Below are 22905 nucleotides of genomic sequence, written 5' to 3' on the forward strand. Positions count from 1 at the left end.
TACAAATAAAAATTAATTATGCTAATTTGCATCCAATACAAAAACAAACTTTGTTGCACTAGACCCTTGAATCCAAGCTTTTTTTTATGTAGAATTTAAAACTTATCCTAAGCTCAATCTTTAAATCATTCTTATAAGATTAATTAGTTATTCATAAACTTCCGTTTCCACTTATAAACAGTTTCATACGGTATACCTGAAATTTCGGCTACCCTTTTTGTTGGATGTTTTTCTAATAACTTTACAATATTCTTCTTAACATCTTCCGTATAGCGGGGGCTAGCAGACTTTTTCTCGCAATAGCGTTTTCTAATTCTAGCTATACTCATTTCTGAAACATTATACTCCTTGCTTATATCTTTCGCAAATTCACCAGCATCTAAACGTTTGGCAATCTTTAAAGCCTCTTCATAAGTTATAGTAGACTTTCCTCTATAATCAAGATTTTTGGCCCCAGATAAGCCTTGTTTCTCTCTATTAATCGCTAACTTCTTAAAATCACCCCACTCAAGGTTTTCGGCACTATTATCTGTTGTAACACAATTAATATGCAAAACCATTTTATAAGAAACTGGCTTCTCGTTCCTTATAAACGCTTGAGCAACCAAACGGTGAACGTATAGTATTTTACTCTCAATACTCACTTGGTAGAATCCATTTCTACTATTATTTGGTTTCACAAGTGACTGATGCACCTCTTTATCTTTGTAGATTATATGTTTACCATCCATACTTACCTCAATTTCTTGAGATATCCCATTAACTTTTATTTTTTTCGTTTTCATTGTTGCAAGAGTTTAAGAATACCCCTCTATAAAAGATTGAGGTACAATTATTCATTATACCATTATCGGTATAAGATTATTTTAGTTAGTTAAATAGGCTTCCAATTAAGTTATCATGTACTAATTTATAAAATTATAAGGCTTATTACAATATAGTTATAATTCTATTATAATATTGTTAGATGTATGAACGAAATTTGCTGACTAATGCCACAATTCAACTACCGTTCTTTGTGTATATACAATACATTTCTTCTCTTTTAAACAAACATTAAAAGAATTTAATGAGAATATATCCCCTTAAGCAATTTTATTAAAACTAGAATATCTAAATTTACCACGAATATAAAATAAAAGTTTTGGAAAATTTTAAAAATCTTGGCTTAAGAAAAAATATCGTCAAAGCCATTGCAGAAATCGGAATTGAAACCCCAACTGAAGTACAAGCTGAGGTTATTCCTTTTTTAATGCAAAGTAATTCTGACATCGTTGCACAAGCACAAACAGGTACTGGTAAAACTGCTGCCTTTGGCTTACCATTACTTGAACGCATTAACCCTAAACTGAATGTAGTGCAAGGCTTAATACTATGCCCCACTCGCGAATTAGGTCAGCAAATTGCCAAACAACTATTTAAGTTCACTAAATATACCGACAAAATATTTGTAGAATCTGTTTTTGGTGGAGCGCAAATTGAAAAACAAATATCTTCATTAAGAAGACCTACTCATATAATTGTAGCAACACCTGGTCGTTTAATTGACCTCATAAAAAGAAAAGCTGTAGATATAAGAAAAGTTCAAACCATTATTTTAGACGAGGCGGATGAGATGATGAGCATGGGCTTTAAAAAAGAACTTGACGAAATATTAACACAAACATCGTTTGTTGAAAATAAGTGGTTATTCTCAGCAACAATGCCTCCATCGATTAAGCAAATAATAAAAACACACCTTTCTCCTAGCGCGAAGTTTTTTCAGCTTAGTAAACGAAATGTTGTCAATAAAAATATTGATCATCAGTTTTTGATCTGTGATGAAAAGGAGAAGTTTGCAATTCTAATGCAGATTCTAGGTTCTGATAAAGATAGTAGAGGGGTAATATTTTGTAAAACAAAGAATGCTGCTCAAACATTAGCAAAACAACTCATTGCTAAAAACATTGCAACTGATGCTATTCAAGGCGATCTGAAACAAAAAGATCGTGATAAGGTAATGAGGGCGTTTAAAAATGGAACACACCGTGTATTAGTGGCTACAGACCTAGCCGCAAGAGGAATTGATGTTGAAGGATTAAATTTCGTAATCCATTACCAACTGCCAGATAAAGAAGAATACTATACACATCGAAGCGGAAGAACTGCTAGAGCAGGAAATAGAGGCGTTTCATTAGCCCTAATAGAATCAAAAGAGGTTAAACAAATACGTTACTTCGAGAAGAATCTCAAAATAAGCTTCAAACAAATTAGAAGAAAGAAATAGATTTTTAGTCATTATAAAATGGAGGCCAATAATAGCATTAGCCTCCATTTTTATTTTTAATATAGCATCTGCTTACTAATTTCCCATAATACAATCCCTGCGCTAACACTAATGTTAAAAGAATGCTTAGTTCCGTGCTGAGGAATTTCTATACATCCATCAGAAATATTAATTGCCTCTTGCCTTACTCCTTTTACCTCATTACCAAACACTAAAGCTACTGGCACCTGAGGCTTTACTTTATAATCAGTTAAAAAGGTGCTATTTTCAACTTGCTCAACACAGTTTACTTCATAACCTTTCTCTTGTAATTTTTCAATAACCTCCTCAGTACTTTCTGAATACTCCCAATCTACAGAATCTTCAGCACCTAGCGCCGTTTTATGAATATCATTATGAGGTGGCGTTGGGGTAATTCCACACAAATAAATCTTCTTCAAACGCAATGCATCAGAGGTTCTAAAAACAGAACCTACATTATTCAAGCTTCTAACATTATCCAATATCACAATTATCGGAGTTTTATCTGATGCCTTGTATTCTTCTACCGACAACCTGTTTAACTCTTTATTTCGTAATTTTCGCATACTAACTTTCTATTTTGTACAAAAATAACTAAATCCTTGTAGCTTTAATGGTAAATCTTAATCACAACAAAACTAAAACTAGAGTTTGGTGTTATTTTAAGTGATATTAGTTTTAGTAATCAATCTAGAAAAATTTCTACTATGAACATACATGAATATCAAGGACAAGAAATCTTATCCAACTTCGGGGTTAGAGTCTCCAAAGGCCTAATTGCAAATACTCCTGAAGAGGCTGTTGAATCCGCCAAAGAACTTACCAAATTAACCGGCACAGATAAATGGGTAGTGAAAGCTCAGATACATGCAGGCGGACGAGGTAAAGGTGGTGGAGTTAAATTAGCTCAATCATTAGACGAAGTTAAAGAACTTGCCGATCAAATATTAGGAATGCAGTTGGTTACACACCAAACCGGTCCTGAAGGGAAAAAAGTAAATAAGGTATTAATCGCTCAAAATGTATTTTACCCAGGAGATTCGAAACCCGAAGAGTATTACATGAGTGTTTTACTAAACAGACAGTCAGGGAAAAATATAATTATGTATTCTACCGAAGGAGGTATGGATATTGAGACTGTTGCAGAAGAAACTCCTCATTTAATTTATAAAGAAGAAATTGACCCAGGACAAGGAGTTCTTCCATTCCAGGCTAGGCAAATTGCTTTCAACCTTGGCTTATCAGGTAAAGCTTTTAAGGAAATGACAAAATTTGTTCCTGCGTTATACAATGCATATATAGGGGCCGATGCTTCTTTGGTTGAAATTAACCCGGTACTTAAAACATCAGATGATTTAATAATGGCAATTGATGCTAAACTATCATTAGATGATAATGCTTTATTCAAGCATCCAGATTTAGCCAAAATGCGTGATTTAACAGAGGAGGATCCTACTGAAGTAGAAGCCTCTGAGCACAATCTTAACTTTGTAAAACTTGATGGTAATGTAGGTTGCATGGTAAACGGAGCTGGTTTAGCAATGGCAACAATGGATATCATTAAGCTTTCGGGTGGTGACCCAGCTAACTTTTTAGATGTTGGAGGTGGTGCCAATGCCCAAACAGTTGAAGCCGGCCTAAAAATTATCTTAAGTGATGAAAATGTTACAGCAATTCTAATCAATATTTTTGGTGGTATCGTTCGCTGTGATAGGGTAGCCAATGGTGTAGTTGAAGCTTATAAAAAGATTGGAGAAATTAACGTTCCAATCATTGTTCGCCTACAAGGAACTAATGCAGAAGGTGGCAAAAAGATTATTGATGAATCTGGTTTAAAAGTATTCTCTGCTATTACTTTAAAAGAAGCAGCAGACTTAGTTCAAGAGCTCGTATAATTAAGAATAGACTATAATATTTTAAAGGCTTCGTTTTTCGAAGCCTTTGTTGTTTACAGTCAATAACAACAGCTAAAACAATAAACCTAAAAAGCTCGTAAATTATCGAGAATTAAATATCTTTGCAAATTGAATACTGCAACAATATATGCTTGCATTTACACGGAAGTAATAGAACATGAAGAATATAAGGAATTTTTGCATCATTGCACATATCGATCACGGGAAGAGTACATTAGCTGATAGATTACTTGAGTTTACTCAAACAGTATCTGATCGTCAAGCTCAAGCTCAAGTATTGGATGATATGGATATTGAAAGAGAACGTGGCATAACTATCAAAAGTCATGCGATACAAATGGATTATGAATTAGATGGAGAACAGTATGTTTTAAATTTAATTGACACACCAGGACACGTTGATTTTTCTTACGAAGTATCTCGATCTATTGCTGCATGTGAAGGAGCTTTGTTAATTGTAGACTCTACACAAGGTATACAGGCACAAACTATTTCTAACTTATACCAAGCCATTGAGCACGATTTGCATATTATACCGGTAATGAATAAAATGGATTTACCCAATGCAATGCCCGACGAAGTGGAAGATCAAATTTTAGACTTAATTGGTGGCGAGCGTGAAGACATTATTCCTGCCAGTGGTAAAACAGGTCTTGGTGTTGATGAAATATTAAAAGCAATTATTCATAGAGTTCCGGCTCCAGTTGGAGATCCTAAAGCTCCATTACAATGTTTAATATTTGACTCTGTTTTTAACTCATTTAGAGGAATCATCGCCTACTTTAAAGTAGTAAATGGTTCAATTAAAAAGGGTGATTTGGTTAAATTTATGGCCACAGAGCATGAGTATAATGCCGATGAAGTTGGCGTTCTACGATTAGATATGGAACCAAGGAAAGCGCTCCATACTGGTGATGTAGGTTATATTATATCAGGTATTAAAACTAGTAAAGAGGTTAAGGTTGGAGATACTATTACAACTGTTAAAGATGGTTGTGAAACTCACATTGATGGATTTGAAGAAGTTAAACCAATGGTATTTGCAGGGGTCTATCCGATTGAAAGTGATGATTACGAAGACCTGAGAGCTGCCATGGAAAAACTTCAACTTAACGATGCCTCATTAACATTTGAGCCAGAGAGTTCAGCAGCATTAGGTTTTGGATTCCGATGTGGATTTCTTGGTATGCTACACATGGAGATAATTCAGGAGCGTTTAGATCGTGAGTTTGATATGAATGTGATCACAACTGTACCCAACGTACCATATAACGTACACACTAAACAAGGAGAATTATTAGAAGTACATAATCCATCAGGATTACCTGAAGCTACACTAGTTGAAAAGATTGAGGAGCCATATATACACGCTCAAATTATTACTAAATCGGAGTTTATTGGTCCGGTAATGAGCCTTTGTTTGAATAAAAGAGGTGAATTAATTAAACAACATTACCTTACCTCTGATAGAGTAGAGTTAAATTACAATATGCCGCTAGCGGAGATTGTTTTTGACTTCTACGATAAATTAAAAAGTATCTCTAAAGGATATGCTTCGTTTGATTACCACCAAACGGGTTTTAAAAGTGCCAAATTAATTAAATTAGATATTTTACTAAATGGCGAAAGCGTTGATGCTCTATCTACATTAATCCACTTTGATAATGCTTATACTTTAGGGAAACGTATTTGTGAGAAACTAAAAGAATTAATTCCTCGTCAACAATTTGACATTGCAATTCAGGCTGCAATTGGAGCTAAAATTATCTCTAGAGAAACTGTTAAGGCAGTAAGAAAAGATGTTACAGCAAAATGTTATGGTGGTGATATCAGTCGTAAAAGAAAACTCCTTGAAAAGCAAAAGAAAGGTAAGAAACGAATGAAACAAGTAGGTAATGTTGAAGTACCACAGAAGGCATTTTTAGCAGTACTAAAGCTTGATTAAGAAATTTTAGATATATGAGAAAGGCCAATATTCAAATTGAATATTGGCCTTTTTATTTAATGTTAATTGGCAATTACATTACCAACTTATAACCTTTACCATGCACATTGATAATTTCAACAGAAGTTTCTTCTTTAAGATGCTTTCTTAACTTAGTAATATAAACATCCATACTTCTCGCATTAAAGTAATTATCATCTACCCAAATGGTTTTCAACGCAAAATTACGCTCTAACACTTTATTTGCATTATTACATAATAACTTAAGAAGTTCAGATTCTTTTGTTGTTAATTTAACAACCACATCACCTTCTATCAATTGTTGTTTTTGAGTATCGAATTTATACTTTCCTAACTGATAGACATCCTGAATGTTATTTGTACCTTTTGTTCTACGAATAATAGCTTCTAATCTAAAAAGCAATTCTTCCATACTAAAAGGTTTTGTAATATAATCGTCAGCCCCTATCTTAAACCCTTGAAATACATCGTCTTTCATAGATTTAGCAGTTAGAAATATAATAGGAATTTCGGCGTTGATTAACCTAATCTCTTTAGCTAGAGTAAAACCGTCTTTTTTAGGCATCATTACATCAAATACACACAAATCATATGTATTGCTTGTAAAAGCCTTATATGCCTCTTCCCCATCAGGCATTAAATCAGTTTCATATCCTTTAGCCTCTAGGTATTCGCGCAATAGCATACCTAAGTTTTCATCATCTTCGGCTAAAAGCAACTTATATTCTTTTTCCATTCCTTAGTACTTTTTATCGGTAAGAAAATCTCAAATTTTGTTCCAACGTTAACTTCACTTTCTGCATTGATTGTTCCACCATGATCCTCAACAATCTTTTTAACATATGCAAGACCTAGGCCAAAACCTTTAACATCATGCACATTTCCTGTTGGAACGCGATAGAATTTCTCAAATATACGGCTTAGGTTCTCTTTTGATATCCCTAAACCATTGTCTTTAATAGAAATAACTAATCCATCATTCTTATTCCAAGTTTTAACTTGAAGAATTGGAGTACCTTTCCGGTATTTGAAAGCATTATCAAACAAGTTATAAATCACATTTGTAAAATGCACCTCATCAACATAAACGTCACCATTTTTAGCATCAAGGCTTTCTACAATCTCACCATTCTTATTTTCTACTTTCAGCTTAAAGTTAGTAGAAACATTGTGAATTAATTGGTTTATATCAAGTTTTTTTATTTTTAAACCTGCTTTCCCTTTTTCAAATATAGCCATTTGTAGCACTTTTTCAACCTGAAAGCTTAATCTTTTACTTTCATCCTGAATGATACTAGACATTCTTTGCAATGCTTTTGGTGTTTTTGCAACACTCGGATCCTTTAACATTTGTGATGCTAAAGAAATAGTTGAAATAGGTGTTTTAAATTCATGGGTCATATTATTGATAAAATCGTTCTTAATTTCATCAACTTTCTTTTGCCTTAAAATAATTAAGATAGTAATAATAGAGGTTAATATCATTACTAAGGTAAAAGTAGCAGAAGGTATTATTAGATTAATAGATTGCATCAAGAAGTTAGGACGTTCTGCAAAATATAAATTAATATGATGGGCTTCGGGATGTGGATCATTTGGGAAAAGATATTTTTGATATACGATTTTTGATTCGTCAGGCTTATAGCCTGTTGTTGCAAGGGCCAATTTTCCCTTACCATCAAACACTGCAAATTCGAAGGGTAAAATAATCCCTCTATCTTCAAGTGCTTTCATCAGCATCACATCAACCTTTTCTCTATCTACACGCTGGTCGATTGATCTTTTAGGAAATAAGGCATTTAAAAGCATCTCACTTTTTCCCTCAACTTTTGCATTAAGTTCATCTTGAATACTTAAAAAAGCACTTGTTAATGGGCCAAATTTACTCGTACGTGTAGAAACTGGCGTTTGATTATTTAAACTAAAAATTAAAGAATCTTCATTAAAGGTAAGCATCGTCGTACTGATTTGCTTATCCTGCAACTGAAAGCGAAAAGAAATATCAAAACTCTCATCGAGGTTTGTACCTTCACTTCCGTTTCCGTTTAAATATCGGGGTTTTCTATTTAGCTCCTTTGGTAGGTTTGATGTTGATTGCTTTTTAATTTGCGATCGTATTAGAGCTGCTTGCTCTGTACTTTCATCTCGCGCAAGCTTATTAACCACTTGGGTCATGGCCTGCTTGATTTGCTTATTAAACTCTAGTTCCTTTATATCACTGGCATCTTGCATCCAAAGTGTTTGCACATAAATGATCCCGAACAAACTCGCTGCAATGATAAATGCTAAAAGATAAATGTATTTTTTACTCATACTTATAATAAATCTATGTAATAGTATGTGGTTTAAATAAGCTATGCAATATAGCTAATTGCAATGAATTTAAATTGAATAGAGAGGAACTTTTAAGCTTTATAGTTCGGATTATTTTCTTTTATAGAGATATTCTGCAACGCCTCCATTGCTGCATTTTGCTGAGATTCCTTTTTTGAATTACCTTCTCCCCTGCCATATACAATGGTTTCGATCTCAACATTTGACACAAATATAGGAGCATGATCTGAAGTGCTTGACACCTCCTCAGTCTCAAAATTTATCTCGCGCTTATATTTCTGTCCCCACTCAATTAGCATAGATTTGAAATTATTATCATGCTTAGTAATTTCATTTAAGTTAACGAAGGGATGCAATATTTTGCTTAAAACAAATTTCGCACATTTATCATAGCCTTTATCAACAAATATGGCACCTATCAGTGCCTCTAAAGCATCTCCAGGAATGTTTGTTTTATTCAGTGCTATTTTAGATTGCGAACTAATTATATCCTTCAAGCCTAATTGCAAAGCGGTTTTATTCAAGAATGCTCGATTTACAATCTTAGAACGCGTTTTGGTAAGAAAGCCTTCGTTTACATCAGGGTATTTGTTATATAATTCTTGGGCAACAATTGCACCAAGGATAGCATCTCCTAAAAACTCAAGCCGCTCATTATTCATAACCTTCCCATCACAATCTTTTAGCAATGCAGATTTATGAACAAGTGCTAATTCATATAAAGAGAGATTATTAGGATAATAACCTAATATAGTATGTAGCAAAAAATAAAGCCTTCTCCGTTCTGGAGAAAGCTTTATTTTAGATAATATTTTTCTTAACACAATTATATTAAATTGCTTTAAAAATAACAGATGCATTATGACCTCCAAATCCAAAGGTGTTAGATAAAGCAACCTTTACCTCTCTCTTTTGAGCTTTGTGATAAGTCATATTTAATTTTTGGTCGATCTCAGGATCGTCCTCATAATGATTAATAGTTGGAGGTACTACTCCATCTCTAATTGCTAAAATACAAGCAACTGATTCAATGGCTCCGGCTGCACCTAAAAGGTGACCAGTCATTGACTTTGTTGAACTAATATTTAAGTTGTAAGCATGCTCTCCAAACACTTCTTTAATTGCTAAAGTTTCGGCAATATCTCCACGAGGAGTTGAAGTACCATGAACATTAATATAATCTACCTCTTCAGGTTTTGTATCATAATCAGATAATGCACTTAGCATTACATTTTTAGCGCCTAATCCTTCAGGATGTGGGGCCGTTAAGTGATGAGCATCAGCAGTCATTCCAGCACCAATTACTTCACAGTAAATTTTTGCACCGCGAGCTTTTGCGTGCTCATATTCTTCAAGAATAAGAGATACACCACCTTCACCCATAACAAAACCATCTCTTCCTTTATCAAAAGGACGTGATGCTGATTCTGGGCTGTCATTTCTTGTTGACAAGGCCTGCATGCTATTAAATCCACCAATACCAGCTTCACAAATAGCGGCTTCAGAACCACCTGTTACAAAAACCTTTGATTTACCTAATCTAATTAGATTAAAAGCATCACCAATTGCATTTGTTGAAGATGCACAAGCTGAAACTGTATTGAAATTTGGTCCTCTAAAACCGTATTTCATTGAAATATGACCAGCAGCAATATCGCTAATCATTTTCGGTATAAAAAATGGATTAAATCTAGGCTTGAAATCATTCTTTGCAAACCCTTTAATCTCATCTGAAAATGTTTGAATTCCACCAATTCCAGCTCCCCAAATAACACCAACTTGATCTGTATCGATGTCTTCGTGGTCAATGCCAGAATCTTGAACAGCTTGCTCAGCTGCAATTAATGCGAACTGAGCAAACATATCAAGTTTTCTTGCCTCTTTACGATCAAAATAATCGTTCGAGTTGTAATCTTTTACTTCACAAGCAAATTTCGTCTTGAAATCGGTGGCGTCAAATCGAGTAATGGGTGCAGCACCACTTACTCCTTCAACAAGGTTTTTCCATAGTTCATCAATAGAATTACCTAAAGGAGTGATTGCTCCTAATCCCGTTACTACTACTCTTTTTAACTCCATAACTTCTTTTAAAGTTTTACTTATTTAGCGTTTTCCTCGATATAAGAAACGGCATCACCTACTGTGCCAATGTTTTCTGCTTGATCATCTGGAATAGCGATATTAAATTCTTTTTCGAATTCCATAATCAATTCAACAGTGTCAAGAGAGTCAGCGCCTAAATCGTTTGTGAAACTAGCTTCTGTTGTAACTTCTGTTTCGTCAACACCTAATTTGTCAACAATAATAGCTTTAACTCTTGATGCAATGTCAGACATAGCTTTTAATTTTAGTTAATAATTAAAATTTATTGATTTAAATAACTTTGCAAAGGAAAAAAAATACCTATAATATTTCAAATAATATTTAAATAAAATACAATTAGGGGCTTTTTTTTCTACTTTTGCACACTAATATTACAGGACTTAAAACCTCATAAAATTCAACAAATGAACAAAATAGCCATATTTGCCTCTGGATCTGGATCCAATGCAGAAAATATCGTAAAATACTTTAATAAGCATCAAAAAGATGTTGATTTCCTCTTTTTGACGAACAACTCTAAAGCATTTGTGAACGAAAGAGCGCAGAAATTAGGAATTGATATCATAAACTTTACAAAAGAAGAATTTACAAAGACCTCAAATATAGTTAATATACTACAAGAATTTGATTGTGATTTAATCGTATTAGCTGGTTTTTTATGGTTAATTCCAGACAATTTGGTTTCTACATACAAAAACAAGATAATTAATATACACCCTGCCCTTTTACCTAAATATGGAGGTAAAGGTATGTATGGAGCCAAAATTCACGAAGCGGTTTATAATAATAAGGAATCAGAAACTGGAATTACAATTCATTACGTAGATTCTAATTACGACGAGGGTAAAATTATATCGCAAATATCTGTAGGAATAGATAAGAATGATACTCCAGCTGATATTGAGGCTAAGATTCACGAATTAGAATACCTACACTACCCTTTGGTGGTTGAAGAACTACTTTCTGAAAGAAATTAAACGGTTATATAAATAAAATGACAAAAGCTCATCATACTATTTATATGATGAGCTTTTGCCACTTAATATTAAATCATGAAAATTATTCTACTGTATTCAAAGGTAAAGCATCTATTTCTTGTTTGAGCGGCTTATAAAACTCCTTAAACCTATCCATATCTTCTTTCTCTACGGGTTCAACAGGAGGCGCTTTCACTTTAAGTGGATCAATTGGCTTACCATTCTTGTACACTCTAAAATCGAGGTGAGGGCCCGTTGCTAAGCCTGTAGCTCCAACATAACCTATTAATTGACCTTGTTTAACTTGTACTCCTTTATTCATTCCTTTTGCAAAACCATTTAAGTGCATATAAACAGTTGTATAAACACTGTTATGCTTAATCTTTAAATAATTTCCACCTCCCTTAGCTTGATAGCCTCGAGCGATAATACGGCCATCTCCGATAGAATACACATGTGTACCTTTCGGTGCTGCATAGTCAATACCATGGTGCGGTCTTCTAATTTTCAATACAGGATGTAATCGGCTATTTGAGAAACGACTGCTGATACGAGAAAACTTAAGTGGAGCTTTTAAAAAGGCTTTTTTAAGGCTCTTCCCTTTTTCATCAAAGTAATTTGTTGTTAAACTATCTTCTTCAAAATTAAAGGCATAATAATCTTCACCTCTATGGTGAAATAAGGCAGCCTCTACAGATGATATTCCTACAGAAGTTGAATCCACATAATCCTCAGTATATAATACTTTAAAATAATCACCTTTTTCAATTCCGAAGAAATCAACTGTCCAAGCAAAAATATCGGATAGGTGTAATGATAATACAGGACTCGTATTATTCTCAGCCATGGCATTCCATAAAGAAGAAGTTATAAGACCTGTTGCTTCCTTTTGTACACTTCTTACTTCCTTTTGTCCTTTTGAAACAGTTATAGAATCGCCAAACTCGTACTTAACGTAGTTAATTTTATCAATTTCATAAACAAAATACTTTGCTTTTAAAGTTGTGTCGGGTTCTAAGAAAACAAAATATGGATTACCCACTTTAATTTTGCGCACATCGAATACATCCTTGCTCTTATCAGCTAATTCACCAATTTGCTTATAGGCAATATCATATTTTAATAATATTGAGGCGAGAAATTCATTCCTTCTAACTTTATTATTTTCGATAGCAAACGAATCTACATTAATACCATACAATAAATTCTCTGGTTCTGGAATTATTGTATCAATTACAACAATTTCTTCTTCTGTATTTTCTTTTTTACTTGAGTTATTACAACTAAAAAAAAATGCTATTATAAATACGGTGCTTAAGGCTAATGAAAGCTTTTTGATGATATGCATATAATCTAAAAATTTAAGAGCTGCCAAGTTATACCTTACGCATTTAAAAACAAAACGGATAGTACTATTAAAGTTATATATAAAGAGATATTATGCTTTAATCTTATCAAACCCTTGTCCAAATACATTTGAAACATTTCCCATGGTTACAAAAGCGTCTTGATCGATATCCTTAATAATCTTAAATAATACTGAAGATGTACGTTTTTTTGAAATTACCATCAATATTTTTCTATTCTCCTTTGTATAACCACCAATACTATCAATAATAGTAACCCCTTTATTGCCGAGAGTTAAAATGGTTTCTGCTAATTCTTCGTACTTTTCACTTATTATAAATATCTGAACAGATTGCTTATTTCCGGTTAAAACCAAATCTAACACATAGCTAAAAATGGCCATGGTTATTAAGCCATACATAATTTTCTCAATATCATGGAAGATAAAATACGAACTAGAAATAATAGCTACATCAAAGCTTAATAATAACTTACCAAGACTTACATTCTTATATTTTGTTATGATCATTCCGATTATCTCGGTTCCTCCTGTTCCTCCACCGTTTATAATAAGCATAGCGGTTCCTATTCCGCCAATGGTTGCACCAATTAAGGTAGCCATGAAAATATCGCGAACAACTGGCTCGGTAAAATAACCTGTTAATACCGTTAGTAGCATTGAAAATAAAATAATGCAATAGATGGTTTTAATACCATAGGATAAACCCAAAATCCTTATGGCTAGGAGTATCAAAACTATATTAATAACTAACGAGGTGATTCCGACATCCCATCCCCAAAGGAAATAGAATGTACTTGACAAACCTGTTACTCCACCAGCAACGATGCCTGATGGTATAATAAATCCGGCCCAACCTACACTACAGATTAATGCAGCGATGGATAAAATGGCGTACGATTTTATTTCGCGAAGTATTTTTTGAGTTGTCATAGTTACAGATTATGTATTAGATTTTTATTTGATCGAAGCCTTTACCATAAACCCCAGAAACTGATCCCATAGTTACGAATGCCTCTGGATCGATTTCTTTTATGATTCGGAACAAAACGGTTGATGTACGCTTTTTTGAGATGACCATCAAAACTTTTTTACTTTCTCCGGAATAACCTCCCATACCATCGAGAATAGTAACTCCTTTTTCAGCTGTTTTAATAATCTTATCTGATATTTCTTTATACTTAGGACTTATGATAAACAATTGCACAGTTGACTTATTACCAGAAATAACCAGATCAACAGCATATCCAAATGTTGCCATAGTTATAAAACCATACATTACTTTTTCTATATCATGAAAAACAAAATATGCGGATAGAATAATTACAACATCAAGCATTAATAGAAGTTTCCCTAGGCTGATATTACGGTACTTATTAATTATCATGGCAATTATATCAGTTCCGCCAGTACTACCCCCATTTACGAAGATAAGTCCACCACCAGTACCTGCCATTGAAGCACCAATTAGAGTTGCCATAAAAGCATCACTAACCAATGGCTCTCCGCCAAATTGCTCCATTAAAACATCTATAAAAATAGCAAACACTACGATACCATAAACACTTTTAACTCCGAATGAGAAACCAAGTATTTTAATAGCCATTAAAATAAGGCAAATGTTAATAACGAAACCCGTTAAACCAACATCCCACCCCCATAAGTAATAGGCCATTGTTGATAATCCGGTTATTCCACCACCAACAACTCCTGTTGGTATAATAAAGCCCGACCAGCCAATACTTGCCATAAAAAGCGCAAAGGTTAGAATGAAATAGGATTTCGATTCTTTTAGGATTTTTTCTTTAGTCATGATTCTGCACCTAAACTTTTGATAATATTTAAATTAACTCTTAATTATAAACTTTCAATATTTTCGGCAAAGGAAAGAAAAGATGCTTATATAAAAGCATATCAAAAGTCATAATAAGTGGGAGAATTGTAGTGATTTTTCTCATGCTCAGATTGTATTTGCTAAAATTACAGTTTGATAAATAGTGTCAATAGGTAATTTTAAATACAAAAAAAATACAAGCAAGCTATTTTCGTATATAGTTATCAATAGTTAAACAATATAGAGTAAAGTAGGAATTACACAAACAATATCATAGCACCTATTGTATGATTATTTCGTAAATTCTATTAACACAAATATCTATTAGTTGTAAGCCCTTAAAATATAATTGAATTAGAAATCCCTGAAGTTAGTATTGAAGATTTATACAGTAGTAACATCTATATCGTAACTTTAATTAAATATCCTAATATCTCGGTAATAAAAGGACATGCACACATCAATCAATCCGCCTTATAGGCTGACTAATAAAGAATTAGGATATTTATTCAAATAATAATACGAGCGTATATTTAAACTAAAAAAGAGGAAATCCAATTAGGACCTCCTCTATATTATTTCATTTTAAGGGCTTATTAGTTATAAACCTCTTGATTACTTAGCATACCTGTAACTACGGTAGTAGTCTCTACCTCTGTAGTGGTAGGGTCTTCAGCATCTTCTGTTATACTACCATCTTCATTTGTGATAAAGGTAGTTTTTGTTTCAATAATGGTTTTAGTCTCATCAATTAGTAGTTGACCTTGGTCTTCAGCAACTAATCCTGTTAAGTGATAATCAGTTACTATTGAAGTTTCTGCAATAACTTCTTCAATTGTACTTTCATCAATAATGGTATTAATGGTATCTAATTCGTCTAATTCAACGACAAAAGTTACCGAATAATTCTCCGTATCTGATGAATCTGTGTATGCTTGAGTATTCGAAACACTAACAGCACCATCTTTATCCCATACTATAAAAAGATCTTTTTCTTTATAAATATTCAGATCTTTATAAGTGTTATTACCTGTTTCTGTTAAGTAATAAACAGGCGTTAAATCTATATCCGGCACTTCATATGCATCCGGTTCGCAACTACTTATTGAGTAACCAACAAATAATAATACGAATATTTTATATATATTCTTCATATGTTTTATTTTTTAGTCCCACCTCAACTAGGAGGTGGGAAATAATTTTATTCTTAAACTATTCCGTTGGACGACCTTCGTACACACCCAAAAAGAAATTATCTAAATAAGCTTCAATAGATTTTCCTCCTCCGTAGCATAAGAATGCAACAGTATAACTACCAGCATCACCATTGATAACATCTTCTTTTGTTTGCCAAACACCTTCACCATTAGGATTAAACCAGCCACCATAAAGCTTGCCATTTACTACAGTACCATCAGAATTTGCTAATGAGATACGAGGTTCCCAAACAGCAGCACCATCATTTACTATATAATAATCATATCTGTAAGTATATTTAACACCCGCTTCTAGTATGAATGACCCACTATTACCAAAACCAACATTAGCATCATCCACAGTCTTATTCACATACATACTAAAATCACCATTCTTTGGATTATCCATAGATAGTTCTGCTCCTTTTGCAGGAGTTGTTCCGTCAGTAAAAGTATGTGGTGTTCCCCAAAGGTTATCAGTATCTTCAAACCCAGGATTTGTGATTAGGTTTGGCTGATACATAGTAACAGGTTTTAAACTAAATGCCTCCAATTGTCTCTCATCTAAGGAATTAATTGTCCCACCAACGTAAGATACTGTAATAACATCTGAGTTATAAATTGGCTCAGCAAGCTTAAGCTCTATAGTAGTACCACTTGTTGCACTTACACTAGCACTCTGAACCTCAATATTTTGATCAAAACCATTTGCATTAGTAACATGAACAGTAAAATCACTTTCCAAACCACTAAATGGCGAAACCTCTCCAGTCATGTTTAGTATTAACACCTCATCGTCAGTCTCTACGATATCGTCTGAAAGTTTAAAAGCAAGAGTTGATTTAATTACTTCTACTTTTAATGGGATATACTTCATTTTACTACCAGCAGGTATATTTTGACCACTTCTAGAAGATACCATTCTTGCATAGTAAGTACCCAACTTATAATAATTGATAAGAGCTACTGAATCTGCACTTGTTGATGGATTACCACCATTGAGATACCAAGTTCTACTATCTGGGCGTCCAACTGTTGACATATCAACGAACTCTAACTTTTCACCTGCCATAACTTCTTGAACCGGCCAAGAAGAGGAATCTGACAAGAACACTTGCTGGTCAAAATCAACATTTACTAATTCAATACCATCTCTAAATACTTTAAAAGCAGACTGAATAGAGTCATAAACATCAACAACAAAAGATGTATCAATAAGCCATTCTCCATTTTGGTTAACCGCCTCTAAAGTATCATTACCTTTAAAAGAGACATTATCAACAAATGTATTTCGCAAGCGAATATGTTTAAGACCTGGTGTGGTAAACAATACATGAACAGTTCCTGCATCAGATATTGTATCCAGACTCTCATCAATAAAAGGGATGTAAGTTGAGTCTTGGCGCGTAATATTTCCTTTTAGAAATTTACATCCACTTGTATCTGAAAAAGACCAGGAGTGAGACATTGCGTTATGCGACAGGTCCGAAAATGACATGTACTTATTTAGACCTACTACTTTGTCATTTTGAAAACCGCTAGTATACCAATCTACATCAGAATATTCGTTTAACGGTTCATATTCATTTTCGCAGGCAAACAAGGTTACCATTAAAAACAATGTGAATAATATTTTTATATGTTTCATCGTTCTTCGTGCTTTTAGTTAATCATTGAATTAGCCGTTGTTTCACTTGTTGGAATAGGCCAGTAAGCATCTTGCTCATCTGAATAGTTTAAAGCTGACTGAATAAACTCGCTTGATCCAGGATCAGACTCCGCTTCATCAGAATGCTCTAGAACACTACCCCATCGTGTTGCATCTTTCTCTTGTTTCTCACTATAGAAAGCATAATCACTACGTTTGTAGAATTGTTCTCCAAGATACTCTAACCTTTCTTTTGTAATCCCCCATCTTCTCATATCTAATTGACGGATTGCGTAACCTTCGGCTGATAACTCTAACGGACGCTCGATCTTCATTAGATGATCCATTAACGATTGAGCAGTATAAACCTTTTCATCATGTGTAGAACCTCCAAACGGACTATTGGCTTTTTCACCTAATAATGTAAGCGCTGAACGGTATCGCACTAGATTTACATAAGCTAATGCTGCATCAATATTACCATCATCCGTTCCTCCTTTTATTAAACACTCTGCATACATTAATAAAATATCAGAATAACGAATTACTCGATAGTTAACACCTGACTTTTGGTTTGTTACTTTTTCAGTTTCGTAAATATCCCAATTTGTATTTTTTCTCCAATATCCACATTCTCTATTGTTAAAATTAGTAGCATCAGCTGTAATGTAAGCACCATAATAAGTCATATCATCATCATCAACTAAGGCAATAGAATGTGAAGCTCTTAAAGAATACTTTCTTAACCTTTGCGTTCCATCTTCCTCTGTAACAATATTACGTACATCACTAGGGTCCATAGAATCTTCTTTATAAGCCATAATCAACCAATTGGCAGGATAGTTTGAACGCCACCCACCAACAGGGCTAAATTGCATATGATACGTATTCGTTGTTCCTTCTGCAGACCATTCTGTTTCACTTGGCTTAGCATCTTCATCATAACTAATTTCAAGAACCGACTCTTGGTTAAACTCATTCTTAGTAGTAAAGTTATCCCCGATGTCCTCCATAAGCATATAAGCACCACTAGTTATTATTTCTCTAAAATAAATAGCAGCCTCATCATACTGTTTTTCATAAAGATAACTTTTACCAAGTACAGCACGAGCAGCACCTGAGGTAACCCGCACTAAATCACCAGCAGTTTCAGTAGGAGTACCCCCTTCGTAATTAACCCAGCTTTGAGGTAAGTTTTCTTTTGCATACTCCAAATCAGCACGAAAAAATTCCTGTATCTCAGCAGCTGGCGTTAAAGGCTGATTAAAATCAGCTTCGCCTTCTGGTACAAAATCATATAAGATAACATCTCCATTATTGAATGAACTGTGCAGGTAAAAATAAAATAAGCCTCTAAAGAAACGAGCTTGTCCCATTTGTTGACTCCACTCTATCTTATCTTCTTCTATTTGCATGTTTGCCTCAATTCCATTCAAACCATTAATTACTTGGTTTGCTCTAAATATTCCCTTATACAAATTATCCCATTTGTTATTTGCCCCGTCTGATGAAGCAGTAAACATTTGAAGATAATAAGGATCTGATGTGTTCGGACGTCCCCAACCAGGAAAACACAAATCGCTTCTGCGTAATTCCTCACTTACACCCATTAAACCAGGGTTTTTAAACTGATTATAAACTGCATTTAAGCCAGTATTACAATCACTCAAATTCCGCCAGAAACTTTCTGTAGAAATTTCATTAGGATTAACCTCAGTAAGGTAATCTTCACAACTACTTAATGATATGATCGTTAAAGCAGCTGCTATATATTTTATATATTTTAATTTCATCTTATTAATGTTTTAATTTCTGAGATATTTAATAAAAAGCTCTTAATACAAAAAGAATGTATTGCTTTATAACTCTCAATTTTAATATTAGAAATCTAGCTGAATACCTGCTCTAAACTGTGAACTAATTGGGTAATTCCCTTTATCTAATCCTCTAGTAGCTAGACCATCATTACCAACCTCTGGATCATAACCTGTATATTTTGTAAAGGTCAATGGATTATCTGCAGCAATATAGATTCTTAATTTTGAGATACCAACTTTACCTGTTAATTGCTTAGGCAAACGATATCCTAATATTACATTTCGTAAACGAATATACGATCCATCTTCAATCCAAATATCAGCATAAGATCTGTAGTTATCATGGCTACCACCACGGTTTGCAGGAATGACACCATATGGGTTATCCTCATGCCATTGATAAATTAAATCTTTATGAGTTCCAGTAGTAAAAGAGTAAATTCTTGAACCATTAATAATTTCTTGACCAAATGCTCCAAACCACTGCATTGAGAAATCAAAACCTTTATAATCACAGTTAAAATTTAACCCCACCTCAAATTCAGGTGTACCACTTCCTCCGTAAACACGATCACTTTCATCAATAACATTATCGCCATTTTGATCAACATAAATCAAATCACCCATTTTCGCTGAAGGTTCAATTTTTTGATATTCGCCAAGCTTTTCTTCGGTATTAATGATTCCTCCTGTTTCCATTACCATAAACGCTCCTGCTTCGTAACCTTCACGGATAACAGTAATTTTATCATCATTACCACTTACATTAATAGGGTAACCATTATAGAAATAAGATATAGGGTTTGAACCAGCCATCTTAGTAACCTCATTAATATTTTTAGTGTATGTTGCATTTACACCCCAAGAAAATTTACCATGATGACGATAACCTGCCGCTATCTCAACACCCCTGTTACGCATGTCTCCAACATTAAGTATCACACTTTGGTTTTGTCCTGCCCCTGCAGCTGTAGGTATTAACAATGGAAAAAGTAGATCACGCTTTTCAGTATCATATAAATCCACATTTAAGGATAATTTATTACTAAAGAAACCAAAATCAAATCCAATATTCTTTTGTATAGAAGTTTCCCATTGCACCTCAGGATTAGCATAACCCGTTTGAATAGAACCAAGACCAATAGCTGTGGTTTGCTCTGTTCCGATCGCGTAATCATAACCCGAACTAATTGTAGGTGCATAACTATAATCTAATATACTTTGATTACCAGTAGTACCAAGACTTGCTCTAATTTTAAAAGCATTGATGGTAGAAGTTAAACCTTGAAAAAAGTTTTCATCTGCCACATTCCAACTAGCAGCAGCAGAAGGGAAAGTTTTCCATTGATTTTCTGAAGCAAATCGAGAAGATCCATCACGACGTGCACTAACACTAACGTTATATCGACCATCCTTAAAATTATATTGTAGCCTAGCTAAATATCCTAATAACTTATTCGTCTTATCTTGCGTCCAATCATTTCCAATACCAACAGCAAAATCAGCTGTAGTCTGTCCTAAATTAGGCACCTCATTACTTGTTAAGTCTTTTCCAGAAGCCCAAAAGCTAGTATACTTAAACTCTTCTACGGAAGCATTTGCAAGAAAATTAAACTTATGCTGACCTACCTTCTTAGTATAATTGAATCCTCCTTCAAAAGTAAAACTAGTATTACGATTACTTTCATTTCTAATTCCAGAACGAGTATTTGAGTTTATAACCAACTCCCCTTCTTCATCATATACCTCAAATAAAGGGTTTGTTTTAGTTCGCGTATTATTTCCATAAACTACTCCTACACGCGAAGTCATATTTAAGCCCTTAAGAACTTCAAAATTCACATCTATATTACCGTTAAAAGACTCCCCGTTGCGTACATCTGTTTGCTTTAGTTTACCCATAACATTACCCAGTTGTAGACGATCATTTTCCTGCCCCCCTTCGCTAAAAGTATTCGCATTAGGATCAATCTCTGGTTGATAAGGCTTGTACTTATAAGCATCATAAAGGAGATTATAAGCAGCATAAGCTTGCTCATCAACCCTAAACCCTAAACCTGTTCTAACACTCCATTTTCCTTTTTTATATGAGGTATTAGCTCTTACATTAAACCTTTGGTAATTAGTATTAATTAATGTTCCTTCTTGTTCAAAAAATGACCCAACTACATTATAAGTAAGATCTTTGGTACCACCCGAAATATTTAAACTATAATTTTGAATACGTGCGTTATCATTTTCAATTACATCAACAATATTTGTATTATTTGTAAAGTTATCTACGCCATTTTCAAGTGAAGTCCAAATATTATCTGAATGAGCTGTTTCATTTAAATGTCTTTTATTATAAAAATGCGTTTGAAAATACTCTTCAAAGTTAAGTAGATTAATCCCTGAAGTAATTTTCTGCACACCATAATAGCCATTAGCCGAGATTTTCATTTGTCCAGCCTTACCTTGCTTTGTAGTAACTAATATAACTCCTGCTGCACCACGCGTACCATAAATAGCACAAGACGCCGCATCCTTAAGAACATCTATTGTTTCGATTTCACTACTACTTAAGCCAGGATCTCCTGACTGAGGTATCCCATCAACAACCCATAATGGATCATTTTGACCATTTATTGAACTCACACCACGAATTTGAATATTAGCTGTAGCTCCTGGTGCTCCAGAACTAGCCTGAACACTAACCCCTGCAATATTACCCTGCAATGCAGTACCTAAATCGGAAGTAGAGATTTTTTCAAGAGCTTCTGCTTTTACTTGCACAACAGCACCAGATACTTCTTTCTTCTTTTGAGTACCATATCCAATTGCAACTACCTCATCTAACCCTATAGACTCAGGTTCTAATTTTACATTTACTTTAGCTGAGGTAACTGTTTGCTCAAGGTTTTTCATTCCAACAAAACTGAACAACAATATATCGCCCACCTTTGCCTTAAGACTAAAATTACCATCAAAATCAGTAATTGTTCCACTTGTTGTCCCCTTAATTACAACACTAACTCCTGGTATTGCCAAACCATCTTCTTGACTAATAACATTACCAGTAATTATCGATTCTTGTGCAAAAGCACTTATGCTAATACAACTCATAATAAGCAATAACAACCACTTATTAGAAGTTTTCAGCATTCGATTAAGATTTTCCTTCATCATTTCATTTTTAAGATTAAAGTATTAGACATACTACACACTTTCGGATTTAATATTTTTACACACTTTTTGTGATTTCAAAACTACATTAACATCCTTTAACGATATTCTATAAAGTATGATCAATAACGGGGGATTTTTTTGATTAGAGAGGAGGTCATAGGGGGTTTATTATACCCCCTATACATCACAATAGATTGTATTATAATTGATTAAATAACCTATCGCATTATAACTAGAATAAAACAAGAGACCTTAAAAACCGAAATATAGCTACAAAAGGACAACTACTAATA

General features: G+C 33.8%; 18 protein-coding genes. 4 read left to right on the top strand and 14 right to left on the bottom strand.

The window, feature by feature from the left end:
* Positions 1-143: 143 nt before the first annotated feature.
* Entirely contained in the window at positions 144-785 is a 642-nt protein-coding gene (locus tag QMO11_RS19895; RefSeq protein ID WP_282039554.1) for a helix-turn-helix domain-containing protein, read from the bottom strand.
* Between the two features lie 359 nt (positions 786-1144).
* Between QMO11_RS19895 and QMO11_RS19900 the strand changes: the two genes are divergently transcribed.
* Complete coding sequence (locus QMO11_RS19900; protein WP_282039556.1) at positions 1145-2266, top strand: DEAD/DEAH box helicase; 1122 nt, start codon at positions 1145-1147, stop codon at positions 2264-2266.
* Positions 2267-2322: 56 nt separating this feature from the next.
* Here the strand turns inward: QMO11_RS19900 and QMO11_RS19905 are convergent, their stop codons facing one another.
* Positions 2323-2853 (bottom strand): RNA methyltransferase, encoded by a 531-nt coding sequence (locus QMO11_RS19905; RefSeq protein WP_282039558.1) that lies wholly within the window; start codon positions 2851-2853, stop codon positions 2323-2325.
* Between the two features lie 141 nt (positions 2854-2994).
* Between QMO11_RS19905 and sucC the strand changes: the two genes are divergently transcribed.
* Both sucC and lepA read left to right on the top strand, forming a co-directional pair.
* A complete protein-coding gene (gene sucC / locus QMO11_RS19910) occupies positions 2995-4182 on the top strand; it encodes an ADP-forming succinate--CoA ligase subunit beta (RefSeq protein ID WP_282039560.1) in 1188 nt (395 codons plus the stop codon).
* A 178-nt stretch (positions 4183-4360) separates the two neighbouring features.
* Positions 4361-6148 carry a translation elongation factor 4 gene (lepA, locus tag QMO11_RS19915; RefSeq protein ID WP_068471753.1) on the top strand — a complete coding sequence of 596 codons (1788 nt, stop codon included), beginning with the start codon at positions 4361-4363 and terminating at the stop codon, positions 6146-6148.
* Between the two features lie 73 nt (positions 6149-6221).
* Here lepA and rprY read toward each other — a convergent pair whose 3' ends face one another.
* The 5 genes from rprY to QMO11_RS19940 all read right to left on the bottom strand — a co-directional run bounded on the left by rprY (position 6222) and on the right by QMO11_RS19940 (position 10839).
* Entirely contained in the window at positions 6222-6905 is a 684-nt protein-coding gene (gene rprY, locus QMO11_RS19920; protein WP_068471752.1) for a response regulator transcription factor RprY, read from the bottom strand.
* Positions 6878-8482 (bottom strand): sensor histidine kinase, encoded by a 1605-nt coding sequence (locus tag QMO11_RS19925; RefSeq protein ID WP_068471751.1) that lies wholly within the window; start codon positions 8480-8482, stop codon positions 6878-6880. The genes rprY and QMO11_RS19925 overlap by 28 nt, the downstream gene beginning before the upstream one ends.
* 92 nt (positions 8483-8574) lie before the next feature.
* The gene (gene rnc, locus QMO11_RS19930; RefSeq protein ID WP_068471750.1) at positions 8575-9363 is read right to left on the bottom strand and encodes a ribonuclease III; all 789 of its coding nucleotides are present in this window, start codon (positions 9361-9363) and stop codon (positions 8575-8577) included.
* Positions 9335-10582 (bottom strand): beta-ketoacyl-ACP synthase II, encoded by a 1248-nt coding sequence (fabF, locus tag QMO11_RS19935; RefSeq protein ID WP_282039566.1) that lies wholly within the window; start codon positions 10580-10582, stop codon positions 9335-9337. Before fabF ends, rnc begins: the two co-directional genes overlap by 29 nt.
* A 20-nt stretch (positions 10583-10602) precedes the next feature.
* A complete protein-coding gene (locus QMO11_RS19940; protein WP_027470525.1) occupies positions 10603-10839 on the bottom strand; it encodes an acyl carrier protein in 237 nt (78 codons plus the stop codon).
* A gap of 171 nt (positions 10840-11010) precedes the next feature.
* Between QMO11_RS19940 and purN the strand changes: the two genes are divergently transcribed.
* Positions 11011-11583: a phosphoribosylglycinamide formyltransferase gene (gene purN, locus QMO11_RS19945; protein ID WP_282039569.1), complete on the top strand. Its 573-nt coding sequence runs from the start codon at positions 11011-11013 to the stop codon at positions 11581-11583.
* Positions 11584-11665: 82 nt separating this feature from the next.
* Here the strand turns inward: purN and QMO11_RS19950 are convergent, their stop codons facing one another.
* The 7 genes from QMO11_RS19950 to QMO11_RS19980 form a co-directional block, all read right to left on the bottom strand.
* Positions 11666-12931: a M23 family metallopeptidase gene (locus QMO11_RS19950; protein WP_282039570.1), complete on the bottom strand. Its 1266-nt coding sequence runs from the start codon at positions 12929-12931 to the stop codon at positions 11666-11668.
* Between the two features lie 90 nt (positions 12932-13021).
* Entirely contained in the window at positions 13022-13882 is an 861-nt protein-coding gene (locus QMO11_RS19955; protein WP_282039572.1) for a YitT family protein, read from the bottom strand.
* A 16-nt stretch (positions 13883-13898) separates the two neighbouring features.
* Positions 13899-14762, bottom strand: a complete 864-nt coding sequence (locus tag QMO11_RS19960; RefSeq protein ID WP_282039574.1) for a YitT family protein — start codon at positions 14760-14762, stop codon at positions 13899-13901.
* A 617-nt stretch (positions 14763-15379) separates the two neighbouring features.
* Positions 15380-15937, bottom strand: a complete 558-nt coding sequence (locus tag QMO11_RS19965; RefSeq protein ID WP_282039576.1) for a hypothetical protein — start codon at positions 15935-15937, stop codon at positions 15380-15382.
* 58 nt (positions 15938-15995) lie between these two features.
* On the bottom strand, positions 15996-17627 hold the full coding sequence (locus tag QMO11_RS19970) for a hypothetical protein (protein ID WP_282039577.1): 1632 nt from the start codon (positions 17625-17627) through the stop codon (positions 15996-15998).
* Between the two features lie 14 nt (positions 17628-17641).
* The gene (locus QMO11_RS19975; RefSeq protein ID WP_282039579.1) at positions 17642-19420 is read right to left on the bottom strand and encodes a RagB/SusD family nutrient uptake outer membrane protein; all 1779 of its coding nucleotides are present in this window, start codon (positions 19418-19420) and stop codon (positions 17642-17644) included.
* An 87-nt stretch (positions 19421-19507) separates the two neighbouring features.
* Entirely contained in the window at positions 19508-22609 is a 3102-nt protein-coding gene (locus tag QMO11_RS19980) for a SusC/RagA family TonB-linked outer membrane protein (RefSeq protein ID WP_282039580.1), read from the bottom strand.
* Positions 22610-22905 lie beyond the last annotated feature (296 nt).

The organism is Saccharicrinis aurantiacus, assembly GCF_947489045.1.
Lineage (GTDB): Bacteria > Bacteroidota > Bacteroidia > Bacteroidales > Marinilabiliaceae > Saccharicrinis > Saccharicrinis aurantiacus.